The 23,196-nt window shown below is 71.7% G+C and carries 18 protein-coding genes; 5 read left to right on the top strand and 13 right to left on the bottom strand.

From position 1 onward, the window contains the following. Positions 1-468 precede the first annotated feature (468 nt). From uvrC to rsgA, 4 genes are all read right to left on the bottom strand, one after another. On the bottom strand, positions 469-2,499 hold the full coding sequence (gene uvrC / locus AB0C25_RS36180; protein WP_357379546.1) for an excinuclease ABC subunit UvrC: 2,031 nt from the start codon (positions 2,497-2,499) through the stop codon (positions 469-471). Positions 2,500-2,658: 159 nt separating this feature from the next. Beyond that, positions 2,659-3,144, bottom strand: a complete 486-nt coding sequence (locus AB0C25_RS36185; RefSeq protein ID WP_357251369.1) for a Rieske (2Fe-2S) protein — start codon at positions 3,142-3,144, stop codon at positions 2,659-2,661. 227 nt (positions 3,145-3,371) lie between these two features. Continuing rightward, positions 3,372-6,317: an excinuclease ABC subunit UvrA gene (gene uvrA, locus AB0C25_RS36190; protein WP_357379548.1), complete on the bottom strand. Its 2,946-nt coding sequence runs from the start codon at positions 6,315-6,317 to the stop codon at positions 3,372-3,374. Positions 6,318-6,557: 240 nt separating this feature from the next. Further along, positions 6,558-7,628, bottom strand: coding sequence for a ribosome small subunit-dependent GTPase A (gene rsgA / locus AB0C25_RS36195; RefSeq protein WP_357379550.1), 1,071 nt, complete (start codon positions 7,626-7,628; stop codon positions 6,558-6,560). 179 nt (positions 7,629-7,807) lie between these two features. Here rsgA and AB0C25_RS36200 point away from each other — a divergent pair, with 179 nt between their 5' ends. Together AB0C25_RS36200 and AB0C25_RS36205 are read left to right on the top strand one after the other, a co-directional pair. After that, positions 7,808-8,524 carry a maleylpyruvate isomerase family mycothiol-dependent enzyme gene (locus AB0C25_RS36200; RefSeq protein ID WP_357379552.1) on the top strand — a complete coding sequence of 239 codons (717 nt, stop codon included), beginning with the start codon at positions 7,808-7,810 and terminating at the stop codon, positions 8,522-8,524. A gap of 7 nt (positions 8,525-8,531) precedes the next feature. Continuing rightward, positions 8,532-9,185 (top strand): MBL fold metallo-hydrolase, encoded by a 654-nt coding sequence (locus tag AB0C25_RS36205; RefSeq protein WP_357379554.1) that lies wholly within the window; start codon positions 8,532-8,534, stop codon positions 9,183-9,185. A gap of 248 nt (positions 9,186-9,433) precedes the next feature. On the opposite strand, the gene AB0C25_RS36210 is transcribed toward AB0C25_RS36205, so the two are convergent. Further along, positions 9,434-10,042, bottom strand: coding sequence for a VTT domain-containing protein (locus AB0C25_RS36210; RefSeq protein WP_357379556.1), 609 nt, complete (start codon positions 10,040-10,042; stop codon positions 9,434-9,436). Between the two features lie 103 nt (positions 10,043-10,145). After that, positions 10,146-10,841, bottom strand: coding sequence for a 50S ribosomal protein L11 methyltransferase (locus AB0C25_RS36215; protein ID WP_357379558.1), 696 nt, complete (start codon positions 10,839-10,841; stop codon positions 10,146-10,148). A 181-nt stretch (positions 10,842-11,022) separates the two neighbouring features. Between AB0C25_RS36215 and AB0C25_RS36220 the strand changes: the two genes are divergently transcribed. Continuing rightward, a complete protein-coding gene (locus AB0C25_RS36220; protein WP_007462771.1) occupies positions 11,023-11,226 on the top strand; it encodes a cold-shock protein in 204 nt (67 codons plus the stop codon). A 48-nt stretch (positions 11,227-11,274) separates the two neighbouring features. On the opposite strand, the gene AB0C25_RS36225 is transcribed toward AB0C25_RS36220, so the two are convergent. The 5 genes from AB0C25_RS36225 to AB0C25_RS36245 form a co-directional block, all read right to left on the bottom strand. Next, on the bottom strand, positions 11,275-12,555 hold the full coding sequence (locus tag AB0C25_RS36225; protein WP_357379560.1) for an MFS transporter: 1,281 nt from the start codon (positions 12,553-12,555) through the stop codon (positions 11,275-11,277). After that, positions 12,552-13,127: a helix-turn-helix domain-containing protein gene (locus AB0C25_RS36230; protein ID WP_357379562.1), complete on the bottom strand. Its 576-nt coding sequence runs from the start codon at positions 13,125-13,127 to the stop codon at positions 12,552-12,554. The genes AB0C25_RS36225 and AB0C25_RS36230 overlap by 4 nt, the downstream gene beginning before the upstream one ends. A 112-nt stretch (positions 13,128-13,239) precedes the next feature. Next, positions 13,240-14,112, bottom strand: coding sequence for a hypothetical protein (locus AB0C25_RS36235; RefSeq protein WP_357379564.1), 873 nt, complete (start codon positions 14,110-14,112; stop codon positions 13,240-13,242). Between the two features lie 159 nt (positions 14,113-14,271). Beyond that, the gene (locus AB0C25_RS36240) at positions 14,272-15,954 is read right to left on the bottom strand and encodes a CocE/NonD family hydrolase (protein WP_357379566.1); all 1,683 of its coding nucleotides are present in this window, start codon (positions 15,952-15,954) and stop codon (positions 14,272-14,274) included. A gap of 3 nt (positions 15,955-15,957) precedes the next feature. Beyond that, positions 15,958-16,473: a MarR family transcriptional regulator gene (locus tag AB0C25_RS36245; protein WP_357379576.1), complete on the bottom strand. Its 516-nt coding sequence runs from the start codon at positions 16,471-16,473 to the stop codon at positions 15,958-15,960. Between the two features lie 123 nt (positions 16,474-16,596). Here AB0C25_RS36245 and AB0C25_RS36250 point away from each other — a divergent pair, with 123 nt between their 5' ends. Continuing rightward, positions 16,597-18,723: an efflux RND transporter permease subunit gene (locus tag AB0C25_RS36250; protein ID WP_357379568.1), complete on the top strand. Its 2,127-nt coding sequence runs from the start codon at positions 16,597-16,599 to the stop codon at positions 18,721-18,723. Positions 18,724-18,769: 46 nt separating this feature from the next. Here AB0C25_RS36250 and AB0C25_RS36255 read toward each other — a convergent pair whose 3' ends face one another. Both AB0C25_RS36255 and AB0C25_RS36260 read right to left on the bottom strand, forming a co-directional pair. Beyond that, on the bottom strand, positions 18,770-19,651 hold the full coding sequence (locus tag AB0C25_RS36255; RefSeq protein ID WP_357379570.1) for a lytic transglycosylase domain-containing protein: 882 nt from the start codon (positions 19,649-19,651) through the stop codon (positions 18,770-18,772). 34 nt (positions 19,652-19,685) lie between these two features. Beyond that, a complete protein-coding gene (locus tag AB0C25_RS36260) occupies positions 19,686-21,104 on the bottom strand; it encodes a DedA family protein (protein ID WP_357379572.1) in 1,419 nt (472 codons plus the stop codon). Positions 21,105-21,237: 133 nt separating this feature from the next. Here AB0C25_RS36260 and typA point away from each other — a divergent pair, with 133 nt between their 5' ends. Next, positions 21,238-23,124, top strand: a complete 1,887-nt coding sequence (gene typA / locus AB0C25_RS36265; RefSeq protein ID WP_357379574.1) for a translational GTPase TypA — start codon at positions 21,238-21,240, stop codon at positions 23,122-23,124. The last annotated feature ends 72 nt before the right edge of the window (positions 23,125-23,196 follow it).

The following is a 23,196-nucleotide window of genomic DNA, read 5'->3' on the forward strand; positions in this document are numbered from 1 at the left end:
GTATAACGACCCGGCCCGGCCGCCGATTCCGCCCCCGGGGTGGCCCCGGCCACCCGACACCAGCCACCAAACCGGACAACCTGCGCACCTCGCCCACCCGACGGCCTGGACACGGCGGACGAGGCGGGGTGATCGACTCGGGTTCCTGAAAGTCGCGGTTTCCGGGCGCCGGGAACAGCACACCATCATGAAAGTCGAGTGGATCATGCCGATCTGCGCCGTTCGCACGCCCCGAACCGCCCCGAACCGGCCCGAACCGGCCCGCCCCCGGGCCGGCCCTGGGACGGTGCGCGTCGTGTGTGGGTCCGGCCTGGTCGGGGGCGGCGGGCCGTACGAACCTCGCGTCCCGCTAGATCGTGCAGGATCCAGGAAACAGGCCCTTCCCCATGCCACGAGGCCACTACACCCAGGATCGAGCACGTTCATGGGTGCCGCGACTGGCCGCGCGCCGAGGAGACGAGGGCGACGTCAGGCGCCGGGGGTTGCTTCCGCGCTCTCGTCGGTCGTCGTGTCCTTGTCGAGGGTCGTCATGTCCTTGTCGAGGGTCGTCGTGTCCTTGTCGAGGGCGGCCAGGATCGCCTCGGCGGTGCGTCGACCCACCCCGGGCACCTCGGTGATCTCCTCGACCGTTGCGGCGGAGAGCCGTTTGAGCGACCCGAAGTGGCGCAGCAGCGCCTTGCGCCGCACCTCCCCGAGGCCGGGCACGTGGTCCAGCGCCGACTCGGTCATCCGCTTGGATCGGCGCTGCCGATGGAAGGTGATGGCGAACCGGTGGGCCTCGTCACGGATCCGTTGCAGCAGATAGAGCCCCTCCGAGGTACGCGGCAGGATGACCGGCAGCTCGTCGTCCGGGAGCCAGACCTCCTCCAGCCGCTTGGCCAGGCCGCACAACGCCACGTCGTCGATGCCCAGGTCGGCGAGGGCCTGCGCGGCGGCGGCGACCTGTGGAGCGCCGCCGTCGACGACCACCAACTGCGGCGGGTACGCGAATTTGCGCGGCCGGCCGGTGGTCGGATCGATCAGGACGCCGACCTGGGGCTCCACCGCATCCTCCGGGGTGGCCGGGTCGTCGGCCGACTCCACCCCCACCTCTCCCGTCTCGGCCCTCGCGTCCAGGTATCGGGCGAAGCGGCGGCGGAGGACCTCGGACATGGCGGACAGGTCGTCGGTGGCGCCCCGGACGATGAACCGGCGGTACTCGCTCTTGCGGGGCAACCCGTCCTCGAAGACCACCATGCTGGCGACCACGTCGGTGCCCTGGATCTGGGAGATGTCGAAACACTCGATGCGCAGCGGCGAGGTGCGCATGCCCAGCGCCTCGCTGATCTCGTCCAACGCCTTGCCCCGGGTGGTCAGGTCACCGGAACGCTTCAGCTTGTGCCGGGCCAGCGCGTCCTTCGCGTTGCGCTCCACCGTCTCCATGAGTGAGCGCTTGTCGCCGCGCTGCGGCACCCGCAGCGACACCCGGCTGCCCCGGTGGTCGGAGAGCCACTCCGCCAGCGCGTCGGCGTCGGCGGGCAGCTCGGGCACCAGCAACTCCCGGGGCACGTCGGCCTCGCCCTGCTCGCCCCCGTACACCTGGGTGCAGAAGTGGTGCACCAGGTCGCCGGTGGTCAGGTCCTCGGTCTTCTCCACCACCCACCCCCGCTGGCCGCGGACCCGGCCGTCGCGAACGTGGAAGACCTGCACGGCCACCTCAAGCGGATCATCGGCGAACGCGACCACGTCGGCGTCGGTGCCGTCGCCCAGCACCACCGTCTGCTTCTCCATGGCCCGGCGGAGCGCGGCCACGTCGTCCCGCAGCCGGGCGGCCCGCTCGAACTCCAGTTGCTCGCTAGCCTCGGTCATCTCGCGCTCGATCTTGCGGACCATGGTGTCGGTGCGCCCGGCCATGAAGTCGCAGAACCCGTCGACGATCGCCCGGTGTTCGTCGGCGGAGACGGTGCCGACGCACGGCGCCGAGCACTTGCCGATGTAGCCGAGGAGGCAGGGACGGCCGACCTGGCCGGCGCGCTTGAACACGCCGGCCGAGCACGTCCGGGCGGGGAACACCCGGAGCAGCAGGTCGAGGGTCTCCCGGATGGCCCAGGCGTGCGAATACGGACCGAAGTAGCGCACCCCCTTGCGCTTGGCGCCGCGCATCACCTGCAACCGGGGGTATTCCTCGTTGAGGGTGACGGCCAGGTAGGGGTACGACTTGTCGTCGCGGTAGCGGACGTTGAACCGAGGGTCGTACTGCTTGATCCAGGTGAACTCGTGCTGGAGGGCCTCGACCTCGGTGCCGACGATGATCCAGTCCACCGACTCGGCGGTGGTGACCATCTGCCGGGTGCGCTCGTGCAGATTCCAGACGTCGCCGAAGTAGGAGTTGAGCCGGCTGCGCAGGTTCTTCGCCTTGCCGACGTAGATCACCCGGCCGGTCCCGTCGCGGAAGCGGTAGACCCCCGGTGACTCCGGGATGGTGCCAGGTGCGGGACGGTAGGTCGAGGGGTCAGCCACGTCAACAAGCCTAGTCCGCACCACCGACAGCCCGTTGCCGGCGCTAGATCCACTCGGTTTCCGGGAAGTCGGGGTGTCGGCTGGGCGCGGACACCCCGACTTCCCGAAACGCGAGTCGATCAGGTGGCGGGGGCGCGCTGGTCGCTCCCCCCGAGCCGGTCAGGCCAGCGAGATCTGGTCTCCGGTGACCTTGATGTCCCTGGGAGGCAGCGGCTTGGTGGCTGGGCCGGCCTTCACCGAGCCGTCCTCGATCGAGAACTTGCTGTTGTGGCAGGTGCAGTTGATCGTGCCGCCGTCGACATTCGTCACCGGGCAGTTCTGGTGGGTGCAGATCGGGCTGAAACCCTTGAACTGGCCGGCCACGGGCTGGGTGATGACCACACCCTGGGCGGCGAGGACCTTGCCGCCACCGACCGGTATGTCGGCCGTGGTCGCCAGGGACTGGGCACCCTGCCGGTCGCCGCCGCCGGCGTCACCGCTGCTGGGCACCGCCGGGCCACCACTGGTGGGGGCATCGCTGCCACTGTCGCCGTCGTCACTGCCGCAGGCCGCCAGGACGACGGCCGCGCCGACCGCCCCGACGCCGGTGAGCAGGGTGCGCCGCGTCTGCGTACCCGGACCGGTCAGCGCCTGATCGTCACTCATGCCTCGCCTCTCTCTAGCCCGCCGCGCCGGTCAAGAGCCGGCCACACATTGTCCACACGAGCAACTGTGCCGGATGGTTCACCACAGCATCCGTCCGAACCTGAAATGGGACGGGGCAGCCCTCGACCGATCAGGTCACGCCGGCACCGGCAGCGCGAGGCCGGCCGGGACCGCCGCAGGCGACCCGACCGAACGCCCCGCGCGCGCCGGACTCCGGCAGGTGGAGGTCACCGTGCGGCGGCGGGCACCTTCCGGCTCGCTCGCGCCTTGGTGACACCGTTGGCCTTGGCCGCCCGGGTGGTGGCGGCCGCCGCGCCCGCCGCCGCGCCGTCGAGCTTGAGCACCTGGCGCAGGAACTCGCCGGTGTGGCTCTCGGCGACCTCGGCGACCTCCTCGGGGGTGCCGGTGGCGAGCACGGTGCCGCCCCGGTGGCCCCCCTCCGGACCCATGTCGATCAGCCAGTCGGCCGTCTTGATCACGTCGAGGTTGTGCTCGATGGTGATCACCGTGTTGCCCTTGTCGACAAGCCCTTCCAGCACCATCAGCAGCTTGCGGATGTCTTCGAAGTGCAGACCGGTGGTCGGCTCGTCGAGCACGTAGACCGTCCGCCCGGTGGAGCGCTTCTGCAGCTCGGACGCGAGCTTGACCCGCTGCGCCTCGCCGCCGGAGAGGGTCGGCGCGGGCTGACCGAGGCGGACGTAGCCCAGGCCCACGTCGACGAGGGTCTTGAGGTGCCGGTGGATGGCCGGGATGGCGGAGAAGAACTCGGCGGCCTCCTCGATCGGCATCTCCAGCACGTCCGAGACGGTCTTGCCCTTGTAGTGCACCTCCAGGGTCTCCCGGTTGTACCGGGCGCCCTTGCAGACCTCGCAGGGGACGTACACGTCGGGCAGGAAGTTCATCTCGATCTTGATCGTGCCGTCGCCGGAGCAGGCCTCGCAACGCCCGCCCTTGACATTGAAGGAGAACCGACCCGGGCCGTACCCGCGGACCTTCGCCTCGGTGGTCTCGGCGAAGAGCTTGCGGACGTGGTCCCAGACCCCGGTGTAGGTGGCCGGGTTGGAGCGCGGCGTACGGCCGATCGGCGACTGGTCCACGCCCACGACCTTGTCCACGTGCTCCAGACCGGAGACCCGGGTGTGCCGGCCGGGCACCAGCCGGGCGCCGTTGATCTGGTTGGCCAGCACCGCGTACAGGATGTCGTTGACGAGCGTCGACTTGCCCGAGCCACTGACTCCGGTGACCGCGATGAGCTGGCCCAGCGGGAACGGGACGGTCAGGTTGCGCAGGTTGTGCTCGCGCGCGCCGTGCACCACCAGCTCCCGGCCCGGATCCTGCGGCCGGCGGGTCGGCGGTGTCGGGATCGACCGACGCCCGGACAGGTACGCCCCGGTGATCGACTCCTTGTTCTTCAGCAGCGCGGGGACCGACCCGCTGTGCACGATCTTGCCGCCGTGCTCACCCGCGCCGGGCCCGATGTCGACGATCCAGTCGGCGGTGCGGATGGTGTCCTCGTCGTGCTCCACCACGATCAGCGTGTTGCCCAGGCCCCGCAGCCGGATCAGGGTCTCGATCAACCGGTGGTTGTCGCGCTGGTGCAGCCCGATCGAGGGCTCGTCGAGCACGTAGAGCACGCCCACCAGGCCGGAGCCGATCTGGGTGGCCAGCCGGATGCGCTGTGCCTCGCCGCCGGAGAGCGTGCCGGCCGGGCGGTCCAGGGAGAGGTAGTCCAGGCCGACGTCGAGCAGGAACCGCAACCGGGCGTTGATCTCCTTGAGGACCCGCTCGGCGATCATCTTCTGCCGGTCGGTCAGCTCGATGCCGGCGAGCAGGTCGGCGCACTCCCCCACGGACAGGTTGCAGACCTCGGCGATGCTCTTGCCGGCAAGGGTGACCGCGAGCACCTCGGGCTTGAGCCGGGCGCCGCCGCACGCCGCGCACGGCACGTCGCGCATGTAGCCCTCGTACTTGTCGCGGGACCACTCGGACTCGGTGTCGGAGTGCCGCCGCTCGATCCACTGCACCACACCCTCGAAGCCGGTGTAGTAGGAGCGCTCACGGCCGTACTTGTTGCGGTAACGCACGTGCACCTGGTCGTCGGAGCCGTGCAGGATCGTCTTCTGCGCCCGCGCCGGCAACGCCCGCCACGGGGTGTCGACGTCGAAGTGCTGGGCCTCGCCGAGCGCCTCCAGCAGGCGCAGGAAGTATTCCAGGTTGTGCCCGGTGGACCAGGGCTGGATGGCGCCCTCGCGCAGGCTGCGCTCCGGATCGGGGACCAGCAGCTCCGGGTCGACCTCCTTCTTGGTGCCCAGGCCGGTGCACTCCGGGCAGGCGCCGTAGGGGGCGTTGAAGGAGAAGACCCGGGGTTCGAGATCCTCGATGGCCAGCGGGTGGTCGTTGGGGCAGGCCAGGTGCTCCGAGTAACGGCGCTCCCGGTCCGGGTCGTCCTCCGCCAGGTCGACGAAGTCGAGCAGCACCAGACCGCTGGACAGGCCCAGGGCGGCCTCGACCGAGTCGGTCAGCCGCTGCTTGGCGCTCGCCTTGACGGTGAGGCGGTCGATCACCACCTCGATGGTGTGCTTCTCCTGCTTCTTGAGCTTCGGCGGCTCGGTCAGCGGGTGCACCACGCCGTCGACCCGGGCCCGGGCGTAGCCCTTGGCCTGCAACTCGGCGAAGAGGTCGACGTACTCGCCCTTGCGCCCACGGATCACCGGGGCGAGCACCATGAACTTGGTGCCCTCGGCCATCGCGAGGACCCGGTCGACGATCTGCTGGGGGCTCTGCCGGGAGATCCGCTCGCCACAGACCGGGCAGTGCGGCTCGCCGATGCGGGCGTAGAGCAGACGCAGGTAGTCGTAGACCTCGGTGATGGTGCCGACGGTCGACCGCGGATTGCGCGAGGTGGACTTCTGGTCGATGGAGACGGCGGGGCTCAGGCCCTCGATGAAGTCGACGTCTGGCTTGTCCATCTGGCCGAGGAACTGCCGGGCGTACGACGAGAGCGACTCGACGTAGCGGCGCTGCCCCTCGGCGAAGATCGTGTCGAAGGCCAGGCTCGACTTGCCCGACCCGGACAGCCCGGTGAACACGATGAGTGCGTCCCGGGGCAGGTCGAGACTGACGTCACGCAGGTTGTGCTCGCGCGCGCCACGGATGATCAGTCGGTCGGCCACGGTGCGTGTACTCCCGGGAGAAGACGAAGCGAAGGATCTGTCCCGCTCTGGGATGATCTGAGCGGTCGTGCGGGCGCAGGAAACACGCCTCGGCAACTCTAGCCCCGAGGTATGACAGTTTCCCCCGCCCGCACATTCCCCCAGCTCAGCCCGGTCGGCCGCACGAGCCACGGCCCCCCACACGCCGGACGCGCAGCGTTGCCGCGCGCCGCCCGCCAGCGCCGCGCACACCCCCGCCGGTCAGTACCCGCCGGGCGACGGAGGCCGGGCAGCCCGTCGCCGGGCCGAACGCCACCCACCGCGCCGCTCCGCCGCCACCCGCGCCTCGCGCCGTCGACCCTCCTGGGCCACCTCGCCCTGCAGCCGCCGCCAGCTCTCCCACCGGCGGGTGGGGAGTTCGCCGGTCTGCAGCGCCTCGCGCACCGCGCAGGCGGGCTCGCCGTCGTGGCCGCAGTCGGCGTACCGGCAGCCCTGGGCCAGACCGGCGATGTCCGCGAACGCCCGGTCGAGCCCGACCGCGCCGTCCAGCAGGCCCACCGCGCGCACCCCGGGCGTGTCGATCACGGCACCGCCACCGGGGATCGGTACGAGAGCCCGCCAGGTGGTGGTGTGTCGACCTTTGCCGTCGACGCGCCGGATCGCCTGTGTGGGCATCATCACCGCCCCGACCAGGGCGTTGACCAGGCTCGACTTACCGGCGCCGGAGGGCCCGAGCAGACCGAGCGTGCGGCCTGGCGTCACCTCGGCGCGCAGCGGCTCCAGCCCGACGCCACGTTCGGCGCTGACCGGCAGCACCGGCACCCCGGGGGCGACCGCGGCAAGCTGGCGGGCCAACGCGGCGGGGTCGGCCGCGAGGTCGGCCTTCGTCAGCACGACAAGTGGCCGGGCACCGGACTCGTGGGCCAGGGCGAGCAGTCGCTCGATGCGGCCCACGTCCGGCTCGGGGTGCACCGGCTCCACCACGGCGGCCGCGTCCAGGTTGGCGGCCAGCACCTGGCCGCTGGCGTCCTTGCCGGCGGTACGACGGATCAGCGCGCCCCGCCGCGGCAGTACCGCCCCCACGGTGACGCGGCGGTCCGGCCAGTGGGTGAGCAGCACCCAGTCTCCGGCGCAGGGCAGCGCCGACGGATCCCGGGCGGCGGCGGCCAGCACCCCGCCGCCCAGGCTGGCCCGGACCGGGCCGGCCGCCGTGAGCACCGTGCAGACCCCCCGGTCGACCCGAGCCACGCGGCCCGGCTGGTGCTCGCCGCGTCGCACGGCGTACGTCGCCCGCTCGGCATCCCAGCCGAGCGCGGTCAGATCGATCGTCATGGCATCCTCATCGGTGTCGGAGCGGGTGATGGCGGAACACGCGTGCCACGTCCGGCATGATCACCACCTCCGTCCGATGTCCCGGTGCCGCGTCTGCCGCTGACGGTAGGTCGCCCGCCGGCACGCCGAAAGCGATTTCCCCGGCGACGGCGCGGGCGGCGGACCGCTAGGGTCGACGGGTGACCACGGATCCGCTCCTGCTGATGGGTGAGGTGGACGCGGCCACCAGCCGGCTCCTGCGTACCGCAGCGTCTTTCGACGCCGCGGACCTGGCCGCGGCGTCGCTGCTGCCGGGCTGGACGCGCGGCCACGTGCTGACCCACCTGGCGCGCAACGCCGACGGTTTCGTCAACCTGCTCACGTCGGCCCGCACCGGCGAGGCACTGCCGATGTACGCCTCGCTGGCGGCCCGCACCACCGACATCGAGACCGGCTCGGGTCGGCCATCCGCCGAGCACCTGGACGATCTGCGGCGTACCGCCGACCTGTTCGCCGAGGCGGTCGCGGCGATGCCCGCGCAGGCCTGGGCGGCGACGGTGCAGGCGCGTAGGGGACCGTGGCCGGCGGCGCTGCTCGTGTGGGGTCGGCTGCGCGAGATCGAGGTGCACCATCTCGACCTGGCCGCCGACTACCGACCCGCGGACTGGTCGGAGACGTTCGCCCTCCGGCTGCTGCGGGAGGCCGCCAGCCATCACTCGACGGGTCCGACGCCGCCGTCGTTGGTGCTACGCCCGGACGGCAGCGGGCACGAGGTGGTGATCGGGGACCGCGTCGGCGCCCCGGTCGTCGCCGGTGCCGTGTCCGACCTCGCCGCCTGGCTGATCGGCCGTGCCGCCGGCGGCCCGCTCTCCGTCACTCCCGACGGCCCCCTGCCTACTCCACCGGAATGGATATAGAAGCGTCATGACATATAGCGGAGACGTCACCCACGGCGGCGCGCCGGCGGTACGCGAGCTGGACGGGCTGACCGTCAGCAAGCTGTCGGTGGGTCCGATGGACAACAACGCGTACCTGCTGCGCTGCACGGGCACCGGTGACCAGGTGCTGATCGACGCCGCCAACGAGGCGCCCCGGTTGCTGGAGCTGATCGGCGACGGTGGGCTCACCGCCGTGGTGACGACGCACCAGCACATGGACCACTGGGTGGCCCTGGAGGAGGTGGTCGCCAAGACCGGCGCGCGGGCGCTGGTGCACGCCGACGACGCGGACGGGCTCCCGATCGAGGCGGAGCGTCTCGGCGACGGCGACACCGTGCCGGTCGGCGACTGCGCGCTGGAGGTCATCCACATCAAGGGGCACACCCCGGGCTCGATCGCCCTGCTCTACCGCGACCCGGCCGGCACCCCGCACCTTTGGACTGGCGACAGCCTTTTCCCGGGTGGCGTTGGCAACACCGACAAGGACCCGGAGCGCTTCGCCGCGCTGATCGACGACGTCGAGCACAAGCTGTTCGATCAACTGCCGGACGACACCTGGTTCTACCCCGGCCACGGCAAGGACAGCACCCTGGGAGCCGAGCGCCCAGCCCTCCCCCAGTGGAAGGCAAGAGGCTGGTAACCCCCCACCCCCACCCCAACTGGTAACCCCGCCAGATAGAAGAACCAAACGCTGACCGTTCACCCTGAAGATCCCTCAACCCTCGCTGGGACGCGGCGCGACCGGACGAGCCGCAACCACGACGGGGGCGGGGCCTGCCGTGCCCGGCGCAGGGATCAAGCCTGACCGCCCGGAGCCGGGCACGGCAGGCCCCGCCCCCCAACCGCAACCACCGACCAGCCCAGCAACCACCGACCAGCCCAGCAACCTCAGCCAGCAACAGCGAACAACCGCCGCCGCGCCCCCAGCAGCACGACGGAGGCCAGCACCACCCCGACCCCCATGGTCACCAACAACGGGCTGGGGTCCCCCGGCAGCAGCCCGGCCAGCGATCGGGACGCGGTGCCCAACGCGAGGTAGAGACCGGCCCAGGCGGCGGCGCCGAGCGCCGCGCAGCCGAGAAATCGCCGGTACGACATCCGTAGCCCGCCGGCGGCCAGCGGAAGTAGCGCGTTGAACACGGGCAGGAACGGCGCGACGACCATCATCCGACCGCCACCGCGACGCAGGATCCCCTCCGCGGCTGCCCAGCGCGGCTCACCGATCCAGCCGCCGATCCGGCTGTGTCGCAGCCGCTCGGAGTAGCGACGGCCGATCAGGAAGCTCAGGGACCAGCCGGCCAGGCAGCCGACCAGCACCGCGGTGAAGGTCGCCAGCCCGGTGGTCGGGCGGCCCACCCCGACGGCGGCCAGGATCGCCACGTCGCCGGGGACCAGGACACCCAGCAGGGGTACGGCGTCGAAGAGCATGACGAGACCGAGCACACCCATCAGCAGCAGAACGGGTAGTTCTCCGACCTGTGCCAGCCATTGCGTCATGCCTCGTACGCTATGGCCGCCGCACCAGGTCGGACATCCGGTTACAGCCCCCAGGCCCCCCTGGTATCGGTCTCGGGGTCGTCCCTGAGGCGGCGTCCCGCGCTCAGACGGGCCGCAGCACCTGCACCCGACGTAACGACGAGTCGACCGAGGGTTCGGTGGTGGGCACCGGATAGTCGGCCAGGACCGTCAGGCGGTCCGCCGGTAGGTGACCCCGGCCGGGGTCACCGACCAGCACGTCGGCGCCCCGGGCGGCGGCCCTCTGCAGGAAGGGCAACATCCGGTCGGCCATCGCGCGGTCGTAGAACACGTCGCCGGCGACCACCAGGTCGGCCTCCACGTCGGTGCCGTCGAGCAGGTCGTCGCCGGTGACGTCGACGGCGACCCGGTTGGCCCGCGCGTTGAGGGTGACGGCGGCGACGGCGTACGGGTCGATGTCGTTGGCGACCACCTCCGCGGCACCGGCCAGCGCGGCGGCGATGGCCACCAGTCCCGACCCGGCGGCGAGGTCGAGCACCCGACGACCGGCGGCCAGCTCCGGGTGGTCCAGGAGGTGGCGGGCCAGGGCCTGGCCGCCGGCCCAGGCGGACGCCCAGTACGGGGCCGGCAGGGCGTGCCCGGCGGCCGCCTCCATCCGAGCCCAGTAGACGATCGCGTCCTCGGCCAGGTGCAGCCGCACCTCGGGGACGAACGGGGTGGGCAGCAACCGGAGCCGGTCCAGGCCCGCGCCGGGCGCGTTTATCTCGCGCTCCAGCTCGGTCAGCACGTCGGCTGCGGCACCCCTCATCGGCGCAAGCATGCCCCAGCGGCGGGTGTTCGGGGCAGGTTTCACATGCCCACACGCAGAGTTCACCCGACTTCACAGGAAGACCTACGGCACTTCGGCCAGCGGATTGGGGTTTCGCCCGTTACTGTCGGACAGGTACGGGCGATCATCGGCCAGAGGCCGAGGGTCAGCCGCTTTGAACAGGGAGAGATGCATGGCAACCGGCACGGTTAAGTGGTTCAACTCGGAAAAGGGCTTCGGTTTCATCGAGCAGGACGGTGGAGGGCCGGACGTGTTCGTCCACTACTCCGCCATCGCCTCGAGCGGCTACCGGGAGCTCAACGAGGGCCAGAAGGTCGAGTTCGAGGTGACCCAGGGGCAGAAGGGTCCGCAGGCGGACAACGTCCGCCCGATGTAGCTCCGTGCCGGTGACGGCGGCCGGTCTCCGGCCGCCGTCGCAGCGCACTCAAGACGCCGCCGGGGCGGCGGGCAGGTCCCGCCGCCTCCGGATCGGCCCGATCAACAGAACCAACGGGGTGACCGCCAACCAGGCGGTCATCACGAATATCGCTGTCCCAACGCCGTAGCGTGCGCCGAGGGCTCCAGCAAGCACGGCCGCCAACGGGATCGTGCCGTAGTTGAGCAGATGCATGCTGACCGTCACCCGCCCGAGCAGGTGGTGCGGCGTGTAGGTCTGCCGGAAGGCACCCTTGACCACGTTGCCGATGGCCACCCCGAGGCCGATCAGCACCCCGCCGAGGGCCGGCCAGATCAGCCCGACGCCGGGTGCGGCAAGCGGGATGAGCAGGGCCGGCGGGCCGGTGAGCAACGCGGCGATCAGCAGTGCCCGCGCGGTGCCGCAGCGGCGGGCCAGCGTGGTGGCGAGCAGCGCCCCGATGATCCCTCCGGCGCTCATCACACCGACCAGCGCGCCCACCAGGCCCGGTTCGATTCGAAGCTCCCGGACCAGGAAGACCACCAGAACGGCCTGGTAGCCGGTCAGCCCGATGTTGCTGGCCGCGCCGAAGACCGTCAGCACCCGCAGGTACGGGTCTCGGGCGACGAAGCGCAGCCCCTCGGCGATGTCGCGGCGCAGTGACCTGGACTGGTCCACTCGGCGAACGCGCGGTTCGACGGTGCGAATCCGCAGCAGGCACACCGCGGAGACCAGGAAGCTGATCGCGTCCAGCAGCAGAGCGCTGACCGCACCGATGAGCTGGGCGATCAGACCCGCGACGCCGGGGCCGACGACATAGCTCGCGGTCTGGGCGGCGTGCAGCTTCGCGTTGCCCTCCGCCAGTTGTTCGGGTCGCAGCAGCACCGGCAGGTAGACCTGGTCGGCTGTCTCGAAGAAGACCCGGGCCACGCCGGCACTGAGCGCCACCAGGAGCAGGTGCCAGACGGTGAGCCGGTCGAGTGCGGCGGCGAGCGGCACGCTCAGGAAGAGCAGCGCGCGGAACAGGTCGCACGCCACCATCACGGGTCGGCGGGGCAGCCGGTCCACCCACGCGCCGGCCGGCAGGCCGATCAGCAGCCACGGCAGCCAGGCCGCGGCGGTGAGCACCGCCACCTGGAAGGTGCCGGCGTCCAGGACGGCGACCGCGACCAGCGGAAGCGCGACGGTGGTGACGTTGCTGCCGATGCTGCTGACCGTCTGGCCGGTCCAGAGCAGCCGGAAGTCGTGGTGCCGCAGCAGCCCACCCGTTCGGCGGACTGGATCCGGGCCGGTCCGGGTGGCCGCGGTCACGGCCGGGCCGGAATGCCGTGGGCGAACACGAACACGGGCTGCCGTTCGCGGCCGTCCTCGGGCGGCGGCCGGTCGGCCCAGCGGGCCAGCAGGTCGGCCACCTCCTGACTCAGCTCGAACAGCTCGTCGGGGGTGAGGTGCAACCACCTGTCGGTGGAGAACGGGCCGTCCTGCCAGGCGGCGTGCGCCGAGTCGTCGGCGGTGTGCCAGGCGCGGGCCAGGGCGACGTGCCGGTCCAGGTTGAGCGAGGTGGCGGCGTCGGCGACCGCTCGGGCGGCCGGATCGGCGTCGAAGTCGCTGTTGGACCAGCGCACCCCTCGGGTGACCAGCCGCCACCACCGCTCGCGCCGGTCGCGGGCCAGCTCGGGAGCCTCGGTGACCAGGTCCGCGGCGGCGAGGACCTTGAGGTGGTGGCTGACGTTCGCCGGCGCCTGGCTGGTGCGCTCGGCGAGCAGGCCGACGGTCGACGGCCCATGCACCTTGAGCACGTCCATCAGCCGGCGACGCAGCGGGTGGACCATGGCGGCCAGCACCCGCGAGTCGGTGACGTGGCGTACGTCGGGGGTCTCCATGCCCCCAGGATTACATCCGCAGCAGTTCTTGCGCAATGACCATTGCTAAACAACTGTTGCGGATGAGGACTGCGGAGAGGGGCGGCCCGGCGGCTACAGACCGCCCCTCCGCTCAGGCGACCAGCCGGCGGGACAGCTCGTCGGCGACCTGTTTGGCGATGGTGGGCGGAATGGCCGCGGCGATATCCTCCGGCGTGAGCCCGGCCAGGACGCCCTCGATGATCGCCGCCTCGTCGGTGAAGTCCTTCCCGGCCAGTGCCGTGAGCGTGGTCTGCAGGGCGGTGAGCTGCTTCGTCATCGCCTGCAGGTTCCAGTTGCCGACCACCGGGGCGCCGGTGTCGTCCCGGCCCTCCGCTATCCGGGTGTAGATCTGTCCGATCGGGTTGCGGCCGTCCAGCACGGTGAGGTTCTTGTGGACGGTGGCCAGCCAGTTGTGTTCTTCGGGGGTCATGTCGTCGTCCTCCAGGAGTCCGATGGAACTGAGGTAGCGGCGGAACAACGGCCGTTGGTCGCGACCCGCCTTGATGGCGTCACGGAAGAAGCTGAAGTGGGTGTGCCAGCGGTGCGAGCTGTCGCCGGTGCTGCGCTTGCCGAGGCGGTCCCACCGCTTCACGGTGCTGCCGTCGGGGCTGTAGATGATCTCGCGGATGTCCCGGGTGTCGGCCGCGTTCGCGACGCACTGGGCCACGCACCAGAGCGAGAAGCTGGCCATGGTGTGCGTCCGACCGCCGGAACGGACCTCGAACTGGCCGACGTCCAGCGCCGCCGCGTCCAGGGTCAGTCCGGCTCGGTCCCGGGGTGACTCGACGACCGAATAGTCGTTCGTGACCACCCGGTCCGAGCCGCAGTGATAGCCACCGAGGTGGGCCGGATCGCCGACGATGCCGACCTCGTCCGGGTCCAGGTCGTCAGGACCGGGGGCATTGTCGAGGTGAGTGAGAAGCAGGCTGCGGAGGGCCAATAGGTTTGCCGGGGCCCGAGTCATGGGGTCCCCCTCTCAGATGGGGCGGGGACCGGGACGACGTCACACCGCGTACGCGGTGTTGGGCTTCGGGCGATCCCGGTCGGCTTGCTGCACGGCACCGGGCGTTACCGCAACCATAGCCCGCAATATTGATGAATGCCCAGCTCAGACGGGCTCTTTTTAGATTGGGGGTGCCATCGGGGCTGAGTGGACGGTCGGCAGCAGCAGCGCCGACGGGTGAGCGGGGTCATGCAGCACCTTCCGCCAACCGGCACGCAGCGTCACCGCAGTACCGAGGGGTTCCCCGGTGCCGGGGTTGCGCGCCCACCGCGGATGGGCGCCACCGGCGACCTGCACCCGCAGCCGGTGCCCGGTGGCGAACCGGTACGCGGTCGGCCAGAGCGCCACCGGTACCCGCAGCACCCCGGACGAGTCGGCGGTAAACCGCTCGGGTGTCACCCGCACCAGACCGTCGCAGACGTTCCACGATCGACCGCGCTCGTCCACATCACACAGACGCACGAAGACGTCCAGGTGCGACAGCTCAGCGCGGACGTGGATCTCGGCGCGTACCGGGCCGATCACCTCGACCGGTCCGGTCAGCGGGGCGCTGGTGTAGGTCAGCACGTCGGGGCGCGCTTCGACCTGCCGGTTGTCCACCGGACCGGCTCGCTTGGCGACCAGCAGCGGCCCACCCAGCGACGGGGTGGGGTCGGCCGGGTCGTACCGGAACTCGTCCGGCGCCGACGCGACAGGTGGGCGTACCGCCAGCTCGCCTCCCGGGTGCAGGTGCCAGGCGGTTGCGACCGTCGGCGGTGGCCAGTCCGACAGGTCCCGCCAACCGCCGCCGGGACCACCCACGTACAGCTGGACCGGGGCGGACGCGGCGCGGCGCGACCCCCGGCCGGGCGGGGGCGCCGCCGTCAGGTGCTCGTCGAGCCAGGCCAACCCCTCCCGCAGGGCAGCCACGAACAGCCCGGGGCTGCCGTGTGTCCAGGGGCCGATCACGAGGCGCGGCCGCGTGCCGGCGGCGCGCAGAGTGGCGTGGTCGTCGAGTTGGGCGGGCAGGAAGATGTCGTGCCAGCCGGTCACCATGACCACCGGCGCCCGCACCCGGGCCACCCGGTCGGCGAAGACGCGCTCGCGCCAGTACGCCGCCTCCGGGGTGTGGTGGCGCAGCCACTCCTGGAAGAACGGGATGGTCACGCCGGTGGCCACCCGGTCGGCATCCGCGAGCGGCAGGTGCGCCAGCGCGGCGGCGAGCCGGGGCTGGCCCCGCTTGAGCTCCCACTGCCGGGCCAACCACGGCACGGTCTGCGCGTGCAGCAGCTCCGCCCAGGTCAGCACGGTGTCCAGGGCGAAGGACTCCCCCGCGTACGTCGAGTCCCGGGTGGCCGAGGCGGTCACCACCGCGACCATCGCGCGCAACTCGTCGCCGGCGTCGGCGGCCAGCGCCCACTGCGCGAAACCCTGGTAGCTGATCCCGAACATGCCGAGCTGGCCCGACCACCAGGGCTGGCGACGCAGCCAGTCCAGGGTGTCGACTCCGTCGTCGCGCTCGTGCACCAGCGGCGCGAACGTGCCGCCGGACCCTCCGGTGCCCCGACAGTCCTGGATCACCGCGTGGCGTCCCCTCGCGGCGAGCACCCGGCCGAGCAGCCGCAGCGGTCCGCCCCGCCCGTACGGGGTGCGGATCAGGACGGTCGGCGCGTCCCGCACCGCCGGGGCGTAGTGATCGGTCCGCAGCACCACACCGTCGCGGGTCCGTACCGGAATGTCGCGGGTGACCCGCACCGGGCCGGGACGGATCGGTGGCAACCGCAGCACGGCGGCGGCGAGGCGGGTGACCAGCCGGTCCGGCACGGCTCAGCCCGTCGTCGGGCGGGGCGATCCGGGCCGGGCGGCGCGCACCGCGTCCCGGTGCCCCCGCAGCGACTCGCTCATCTCCGCCATGAACCGGTGCACGACCTCCAGCTCGTCGTCGTCGAAGCGGGCCATCACCGTGTCGGTACGCGCGCCCAGCGGCTGGAAGAACCGCATGGCCAGGGCGGCTCCCTGGTCGGCGTAGTGCAGCAGTACCTTGCGCCGGTCGACGGTGTCCCGGTCCCGGCGAATGTGGCCGGCCCGCTCCAGCCGGTCGATCAGGGCGGTGACCGAGCCGGAGGAGAGGTTGAGCTGCTCGCCGAGGCGGCCGGGGGTGATCGGGTCAGCGAGCAGCTCGGCGTCCATCACCGCGATCAGGGCCTGGAGGTCGGTCGGGTTGAGACCGTGCAGGTTGGCGAAGGCGTGGCCGACCTGCTGGGCGTCCACCGCGTACCGCCGGAGGTTGTTGGTGATCTCCGCGACCAGCTGCTCGCGGCGCGTGTCGCGCCGCCGGTACATGCCGTGAGTCGCCACCTCGCGTCGCTCTTCCCGTCGTCGGTCTCCCGGGTTGCAGCATAGAACAGCCGCCGATAATCTCGGCTATCAAGATACTCGGCTGCCGAAGGACTTTGGGGTCATCTGATGTCTGTGTTCACCAGGGTCGCGCGTGGTCGGCTGGCCGCCTGGCTCACCGTGGCCGCGGCGATCGTCGTCGGCGCGGTCGTCTTCGGAACGCCCCAACCGGACAACCCGGCACCGGTCTCCGCCACCGGCCTGTCCGCGCAGTGGCAGTCGACCCAGGTGGAGCGCCTGCAGGAGCAGCTGCCGTCCAACGAGGTCCAACCGGCCATCGTGGTGGTGAGTCGGGGTGACGGTGGCGCGCTGAGCGAGGCCGACCGCGCCACCGTCACCGCACGTGCCGGCGACCTGGGCCGCTTCGCGGTGGGTGGACGGGTCAGTCCCCCGCAGCTCTCCCCAGACGGGGCGGTCGCGCTGGTCGCCGTGCCGATCGACACCGGCGGCGGTCAGGACGAGGTCACCGACACGGTCGACCAGTTGCGCGCCGCGCTGGCCGACCTGCCCGGCGGGCTGACCGCAGAGGTGACCGGCGCCCCGGCCTTCACCGCCGACCTGTCCTCGGTGTTCGACGGGGCCGACGTCACCCTGCTCGCGGTGACCGCCGCCGTGGTGGCGCTGCTGTTGCTGATCACCTACCGCAGCCCGTTCCTGTGGGTGGTGCCACTGGTCGTGGTCGCCGCGACCGAGCAGCTCACCCTGCGCGCGGTCGACACCATCGTGCCGGCCGTCGGCATCAACCTCCAGCAGGGGCAGGTCACCGGCATCGCCAGCGTGCTGGTCTTCGGCGCCGCCACCGACTACGCGCTGCTGCTCATCGCCCGGTACCGCGAGGAGTTACGGCGCGAGCAGGACCGGTACGCGGCGATGCGCGCCGCGTTGCGCCGTACCGCCGAGCCCATCCTTGCCAGCGGCGGCACTGTGGTGCTCGGCGTCCTCACCCTGCTGCTCAGCGAGCAGGAGACCAACCGGGCACTCGCCGTGGCCTGCGCCACCGGTGTGGTCTTCGCCATGCTCTCGGCGCTGTTCGTGCTCCCCGCCGTACTGGTGCTCCTCGGTCGCGGCCTGTTCTGGCCGTTCGTACCCCGCGTCGGTGGCCCGGCCCGGGAGGGACGGCTCTGGGGCCGGCTCGGCACCGCCGTGCAACGCCGCCCGGTGGTGGTCGCGGTGCTGGCCACCCTGCTGCTCGGTGGCCTGGCGCTGGGCGGGCTCGGGATCCGCACCGGCCTGTCCGAGACCGAACAGTTCCGGGTGAAGCCCGAGGCGGTGACCGGGGCGCAGACCCTGGCGCGGGCGTTCCCCGCCGGCAGCACCCAGCCGGTGGCCGTGCTCACCAACCCGGCGGCGGTGCGGGCGGTCACCGAGGCCGCCACCGCCGTGCCCGGGGTCGCCTCGGCGCGCTCCGGTGACGCCGGGAACACCGTCGCCCAGGTCGACGTCGTCCTGGACGCCGAACCCGGCACCACCGCCTCGGACCGCGCCGTCGAGGCGCTGCGTGCGGCGGTCGCCGCCGTTCCCGGTTCCGCACCTCCGGCCACGGCCGGCGCCGACGCGCCTTCCGGGGCGATCGTCGGTGGCTCGGTGGCCGCCACGTACGACTCCGACCAGGCCAACGACCGCGACCTGCGACTGATCCTGCCGATCATCCTCTTGCTCGTCGGCGCCGTGCTCGTGCTGCTGCTGCGCGGCCTGCTGGCCCCGCTGCTGCTGGTCCTCACCGTGATCGCGTCGTTCTTCGCCAGCCTCGGCGCGGCGTGGCTGCTCTTCGACCACGTGCTGGGCTTCCCCGCACTGGACAGCGGTGTGCTGCTGCTCGCCTTCGTGTTCCTGGTGGCGCTCGGGGTGGACTACAACATCTTCCTGGTCACCCGGGCCCGGGAGGACGCGCGCGGTGCGGGCACCCGCGACGGGATGCTCTCCGCCCTGCGGGTCACCGGCGGGGTGATCACCAGCGCCGGCGTCCTGCTCGCCGCGGTCTTCGCCGTGCTCGGCGTGCTGCCACTGATCACGCTGACCCAGATCGGCATCATCGTCTGCATCGGCGTGCTGCTCGACACCCTGCTGGTCCGTACCGTCCTCGTGCCGGCGCTGGCGTTCCTGCTCGGAGACCGCTTCTGGTGGCCCGGACGGATCACCCCGGAGCACCCGGCGGACAGCCCGGCGTCGCCGGAGCCGGTCGCCGCCCGCGACTGACCGACACCCGCGGGGCCGTGGCGACACCGGCACGGCCCCGTCGAGATCAGTAGCCCAGGCAGACGCACTCGGTCATCAGCGCCCGCACGTTGCGCACGTACGACGGGTTGGGGACGACCAGGGGCTCGCCCTCCTGCGCCACCGCGGCGTGCCCGGCGTTGTACGCGGCGATGACCGCGTTGAGCAGGCAGGAGTTCAGCTCGGCGCCGCACAGTCCCGGGTCGAGGCGGAAGTCGGACCCGAAGTACATGTCGCCGATGTACTTCGTGACCCAGGCCAGGTAGGTGGCCCCCAGGGTGGCGTTGTCCCCGTAGTCGTCGATCTCGTAGCTCTGCTCGAACCGCTGGTTCATCCAGGTCGCGGTGCCCGGCATCACCTGCATCAACCCCACGCCGCCGTCGCAGGCGTAGATGTTGGACTGCCAGCCGCTCTCCTGCCAGGCGGTGGCCTTGAGCAGGTCGAGTGGAATCTTGATGTCCGGCGCGGAGACCGGCCAGTAGGAACGGCCGGCCGCCTCGGTCAGCGCGGCCTTCACCTCGGCCTGGGCGACCTTGGTGCCCCGGTAGGTCGGCTTGCAGGAACTCGGTGCCGGCTTGGGCGGCGCCGGCGGGACCACGGTCTCGGTGGGCGGTTTCGCCACCGCGAGCGGCTTCGGGGCCGTGCGGGTCGGCTTCTTCTTCGGCTTCGCGGTCGGCGATGGCGACGCGCGACGGCTCGGCGCGGCACCCAATGACTGCAGGGCGCTCACCGAGGGGCTCGGCTCCGCGCTGGCCTCGTCGGTGGGGGCCTCCAACGGCGTGTCGGCGAGCGCGACCGGAGCGGTCTGGTCCTGCGGGCTCTCCCCCTCGCGGGCGCACCCGACCAGCACGCTTGACAACAGCAGCCCGGCGAGCGCCACAGCGCCCAGCCGTTTTATCCGTCGAACCATCCCGATGCCTCCCCCGTGTGACAGTGGTCGCACCCTAACAGGGTTCCACCGGGCGTCGATGTCCCTGCGACGGCGTGCGCACCTGGTCGTCCGGCCGTTCGAGATCACCGACGGCCCGGTCCCGGGTGGCCCAGGCGACCATGAACACCACGGTCCAGAGGACCCCGAGCAGCACCGCCGCGGCGGTCCCGCTCGCCGTGTCCAGGCCGAGGTAGAGCCGCGCACCGCCGATCCCGAACACTCCCGCGGCGGCGGTCGTCCACGCGGCCACCGCCGCCGGCCAGCGGGCGCCACGCGACACCAGCCAGGCCAGGGTGCAGAAGCTCGCCGCGGCCACGGCGTTCTGGGTCGAGAGCGCGGCCACGTCGCCACCGTCCGGCGTGGCACCGTGCGCGCCTGTCACCTCGGCGGCCACGGCCAGCACCACAAGCGGCACGAACGCACCGACCGTGCCGACCACGCTCAGCAGGTCCGCCCGCCACGGTCGGCTACGCCACGCCAGCACCGCCGCCACCAACCCCACCAGGGTGATCAACACCGACCCTCGCACCGCCGACACCACGACCATGGTGGCCTCGGCGGCGTCCGGGGTACGCCGGGCGGCGAACCACCCCGCGATGGCGTCGTCGAGCGCGGCCAACCCACTGTTGCGGATCACCACGGCGAGCAGGCCGGCGATGGCGAGCCCGGCGGCGAAGAGCAGCAGGAGCCCGGCGGCCAGATTGAGCAGCAGCGTCCAGGCCGGCCCGATCCGCATGGCCACCAGGAAGAACAGCACCCCGTAGCGGGCGGTGAGCCACCGCACCGGAGGTAACGCGCCGGCCCGGGACAGCAGCGCGCGGACCGGGTCGGGATTGCGACCCAGCCACCGGCCGACCAGCACGACGCCCAGCAGACCGGCCAGCAGCAGCAGCGCCACACCGGTGGCCCGGCCGAGCAGCCGGGAGACCGTGTCGTACGACTCACCCGCGAGGTGACCGAGCAGGACCGAGCCGCCCACCCAGGTCGCCACCCCGGCCAGGTTCCACGGGGCGAACCGCCGGTACGGCATGCCGGCCGCGCCGGCCAGCCGGGGCACCAGGGTGCGGGCGAAGGCCACCCAGCGGGCCGCGAACACACCCCGCCCGCCGAGCCGGGCGAGCATGGCATCGGCCCTGGCCCACCGCTCGGGACCGACCCGGTGACCCAGTCCGGCGCGCAGCCGGGGCCCGTAGCGCCGTCCGGCGCGGAAGGCCAGCCCGTCACCGACGACCGCCGCGACGATCATCGCGAGCAACGCCGGTCCGAGCCGCAAGGTACCGTTGTAGGTGAGGAAGCCGACGAGCAGCAGGGTAGCCTCACCCGGCACGAGCAGGCCGAAGATCACCGCGGTCTCGCCCGCCACGATCAGCGCGGCGACCAGGTAGATCCAGAGGGCGGGCAGACTCTGCACCCAGGTCAGCAGGTCGTGCACTCAGGCCCCCGGAACACGGGAGTCAGCATGCCAGCCGGGGGAACCACCCGGACAGCAGTTTCACCATAGATCAGGGGCACCTGGGGGTGACCCCGACGCGGCCTGCGCGAGCGCAGGCGGAAGGATAGAGGGTATGCAGCTTCGCACCGACCTCCGCAACGTCGCCATCATCGCTCACGTCGACCACGGCAAGACCACCCTGGTCGACGCCATGTTGCGGCAGGCCGGCGCGTACGGCGCACGCGGCGAGAACACCGAGCGGGTGATGGACTCCGGGGACCTGGAACGGGAAAAGGGCATCACGATCCTGGCCAAGAACACCGGCGTGCACTACCTGCCGGCGGACGGCTCCGACCCGGTCACCATCAACATCATCGACACCCCCGGCCACGCCGACTTCGGTGGCGAGGTCGAGCGCGGCCTGACCATGGTCGACGGTGTGGTGCTGCTCGTCGACGCCAGCGAAGGCCCGCTGCCGCAGACCCGCTTCGTGCTGCGCAAGGCGCTGCGGGCCCGGATGCCGATCATTCTGGTGATCAACAAGGTGGACCGTCCGGACGCCCGGATCAAGGAGGTCGTGGACGACACCTACGAGCTCTTCCTCGACCTGGACGCCGACGAGGAGCAGATCGACTTCCCGATCGTCTACGCCTGCGCCCGCGACGGCATCGCCTCGCTGACCCAGCCCGCCGACGGTTCGGTGCCGGACGACAGCACCTCCCTGGAGCCGCTGTTCCGCACCCTGCTGGACTACATCCCGCCGCCCTCGTACGACGACGGCGCTCCCCTGCAGGCGCACGTCACCAACCTCGACGCCTCGCCGTTCCTCGGCCGGCTGGCGCTGTGCCGGGTCCGCCAGGGCACCATCAACAAGGGCCAGACGGTGGCCTGGTGCCGCACCGACGGCAGCACCCAGCGGGTCCGCATCTCCGAGATGCTGATGACCGAGGGCCTGGAGCGCAAGCCGGCCGAGACCGCCGGGCCGGGCGACATCATCGCCGTCGCCGGCATCCCGGAGATCATGATCGGCGAGACGCTCGCCGACGCGGAGAACCCGGTCGCGCTGCCGCTGATCACCGTCGACGAGCCGGCCATCTCGATGACCATCGGCACCAACACCTCGCCGCTGGTCGGCCGGGTCAAGGGCGCCAAGGTCACCGCCCGGATGGTCAAGGACCGGCTCGACAAGGAGCTGGTCGGCAACGTGTCCCTGCGGGTCCTGCCCACCGAGCGGCCGGACGCCTGGGAGGTGCAGGGCCGCGGTGAGCTGGCGCTGGCCATCCTGGTCGAGCAGATGCGCCGGGAGAGCTACGAGCTGACCGTCGGCAAGCCGCAGGTCGTCACCAAGGAGATCGACGGCAAGACCTGCGAGCCGGTCGAGCGGCTGACCATCGACGCCCCGGAGGAATACCTGGGCGCGATCACCCAGCTCCTCGCCACCCGCAAGGGCCGGATGGAGCAGTTGGTCAACCACGGCACCGGCTGGATCCGGATGGAGTGGCTGGTCCCGGCGCGCGGTCTGATCGGCTTCCGCACCGAGTTCCTCACCGACACCCGGGGCACCGGCATCCTGCACCACGTCTTCGAGTCCTACGAGCCGTGGTTCGGTGAGCTGCGCACCCGCAACAACGGCTCCCTGGTCGCCGACCGGGCCGGCGCGGTCACCGCCTTCGCGATGACCAACCTGCAGGAGCGCGGTCAGCTCTTCGTCGAGCCCACCACCGAGGTGTACGAGGGCATGATCGTCGGGGAGAACTCCCGCTCCGACGACATGGACGTCAACATCACCAAGGAGAAGAAGCTCACCAACATGCGGCAGTCGACCTCCGACGAGACCGAGAAGCTGGTCCCGCCGCGCAAGCTCACCCTGGAGCAGGCGCTGGAGTTCTGCCGCGAGGACGAGTGCGTCGAGGTCACGCCGGCCACGGTGCGCATCCGCAAGGTGGTGCTCGACCAGCAGCAGCGGGGCCGGGCCACCGCCCGCCGCAAGCACTCGCCCTCGGTCCGCTCTACGACATGAAGATGCGGGCGGCGCTGCGTCGCGTAGGGCTCGACACCGCCGTGATCGCAGGTGCCACCGCCCCTACGCCGG

It is taken from the genome of Micromonospora sp. NPDC048839 (genome assembly GCF_040649915.1).
Taxonomy (GTDB): Bacteria; Actinomycetota; Actinomycetes; order Mycobacteriales; family Micromonosporaceae; genus Micromonospora.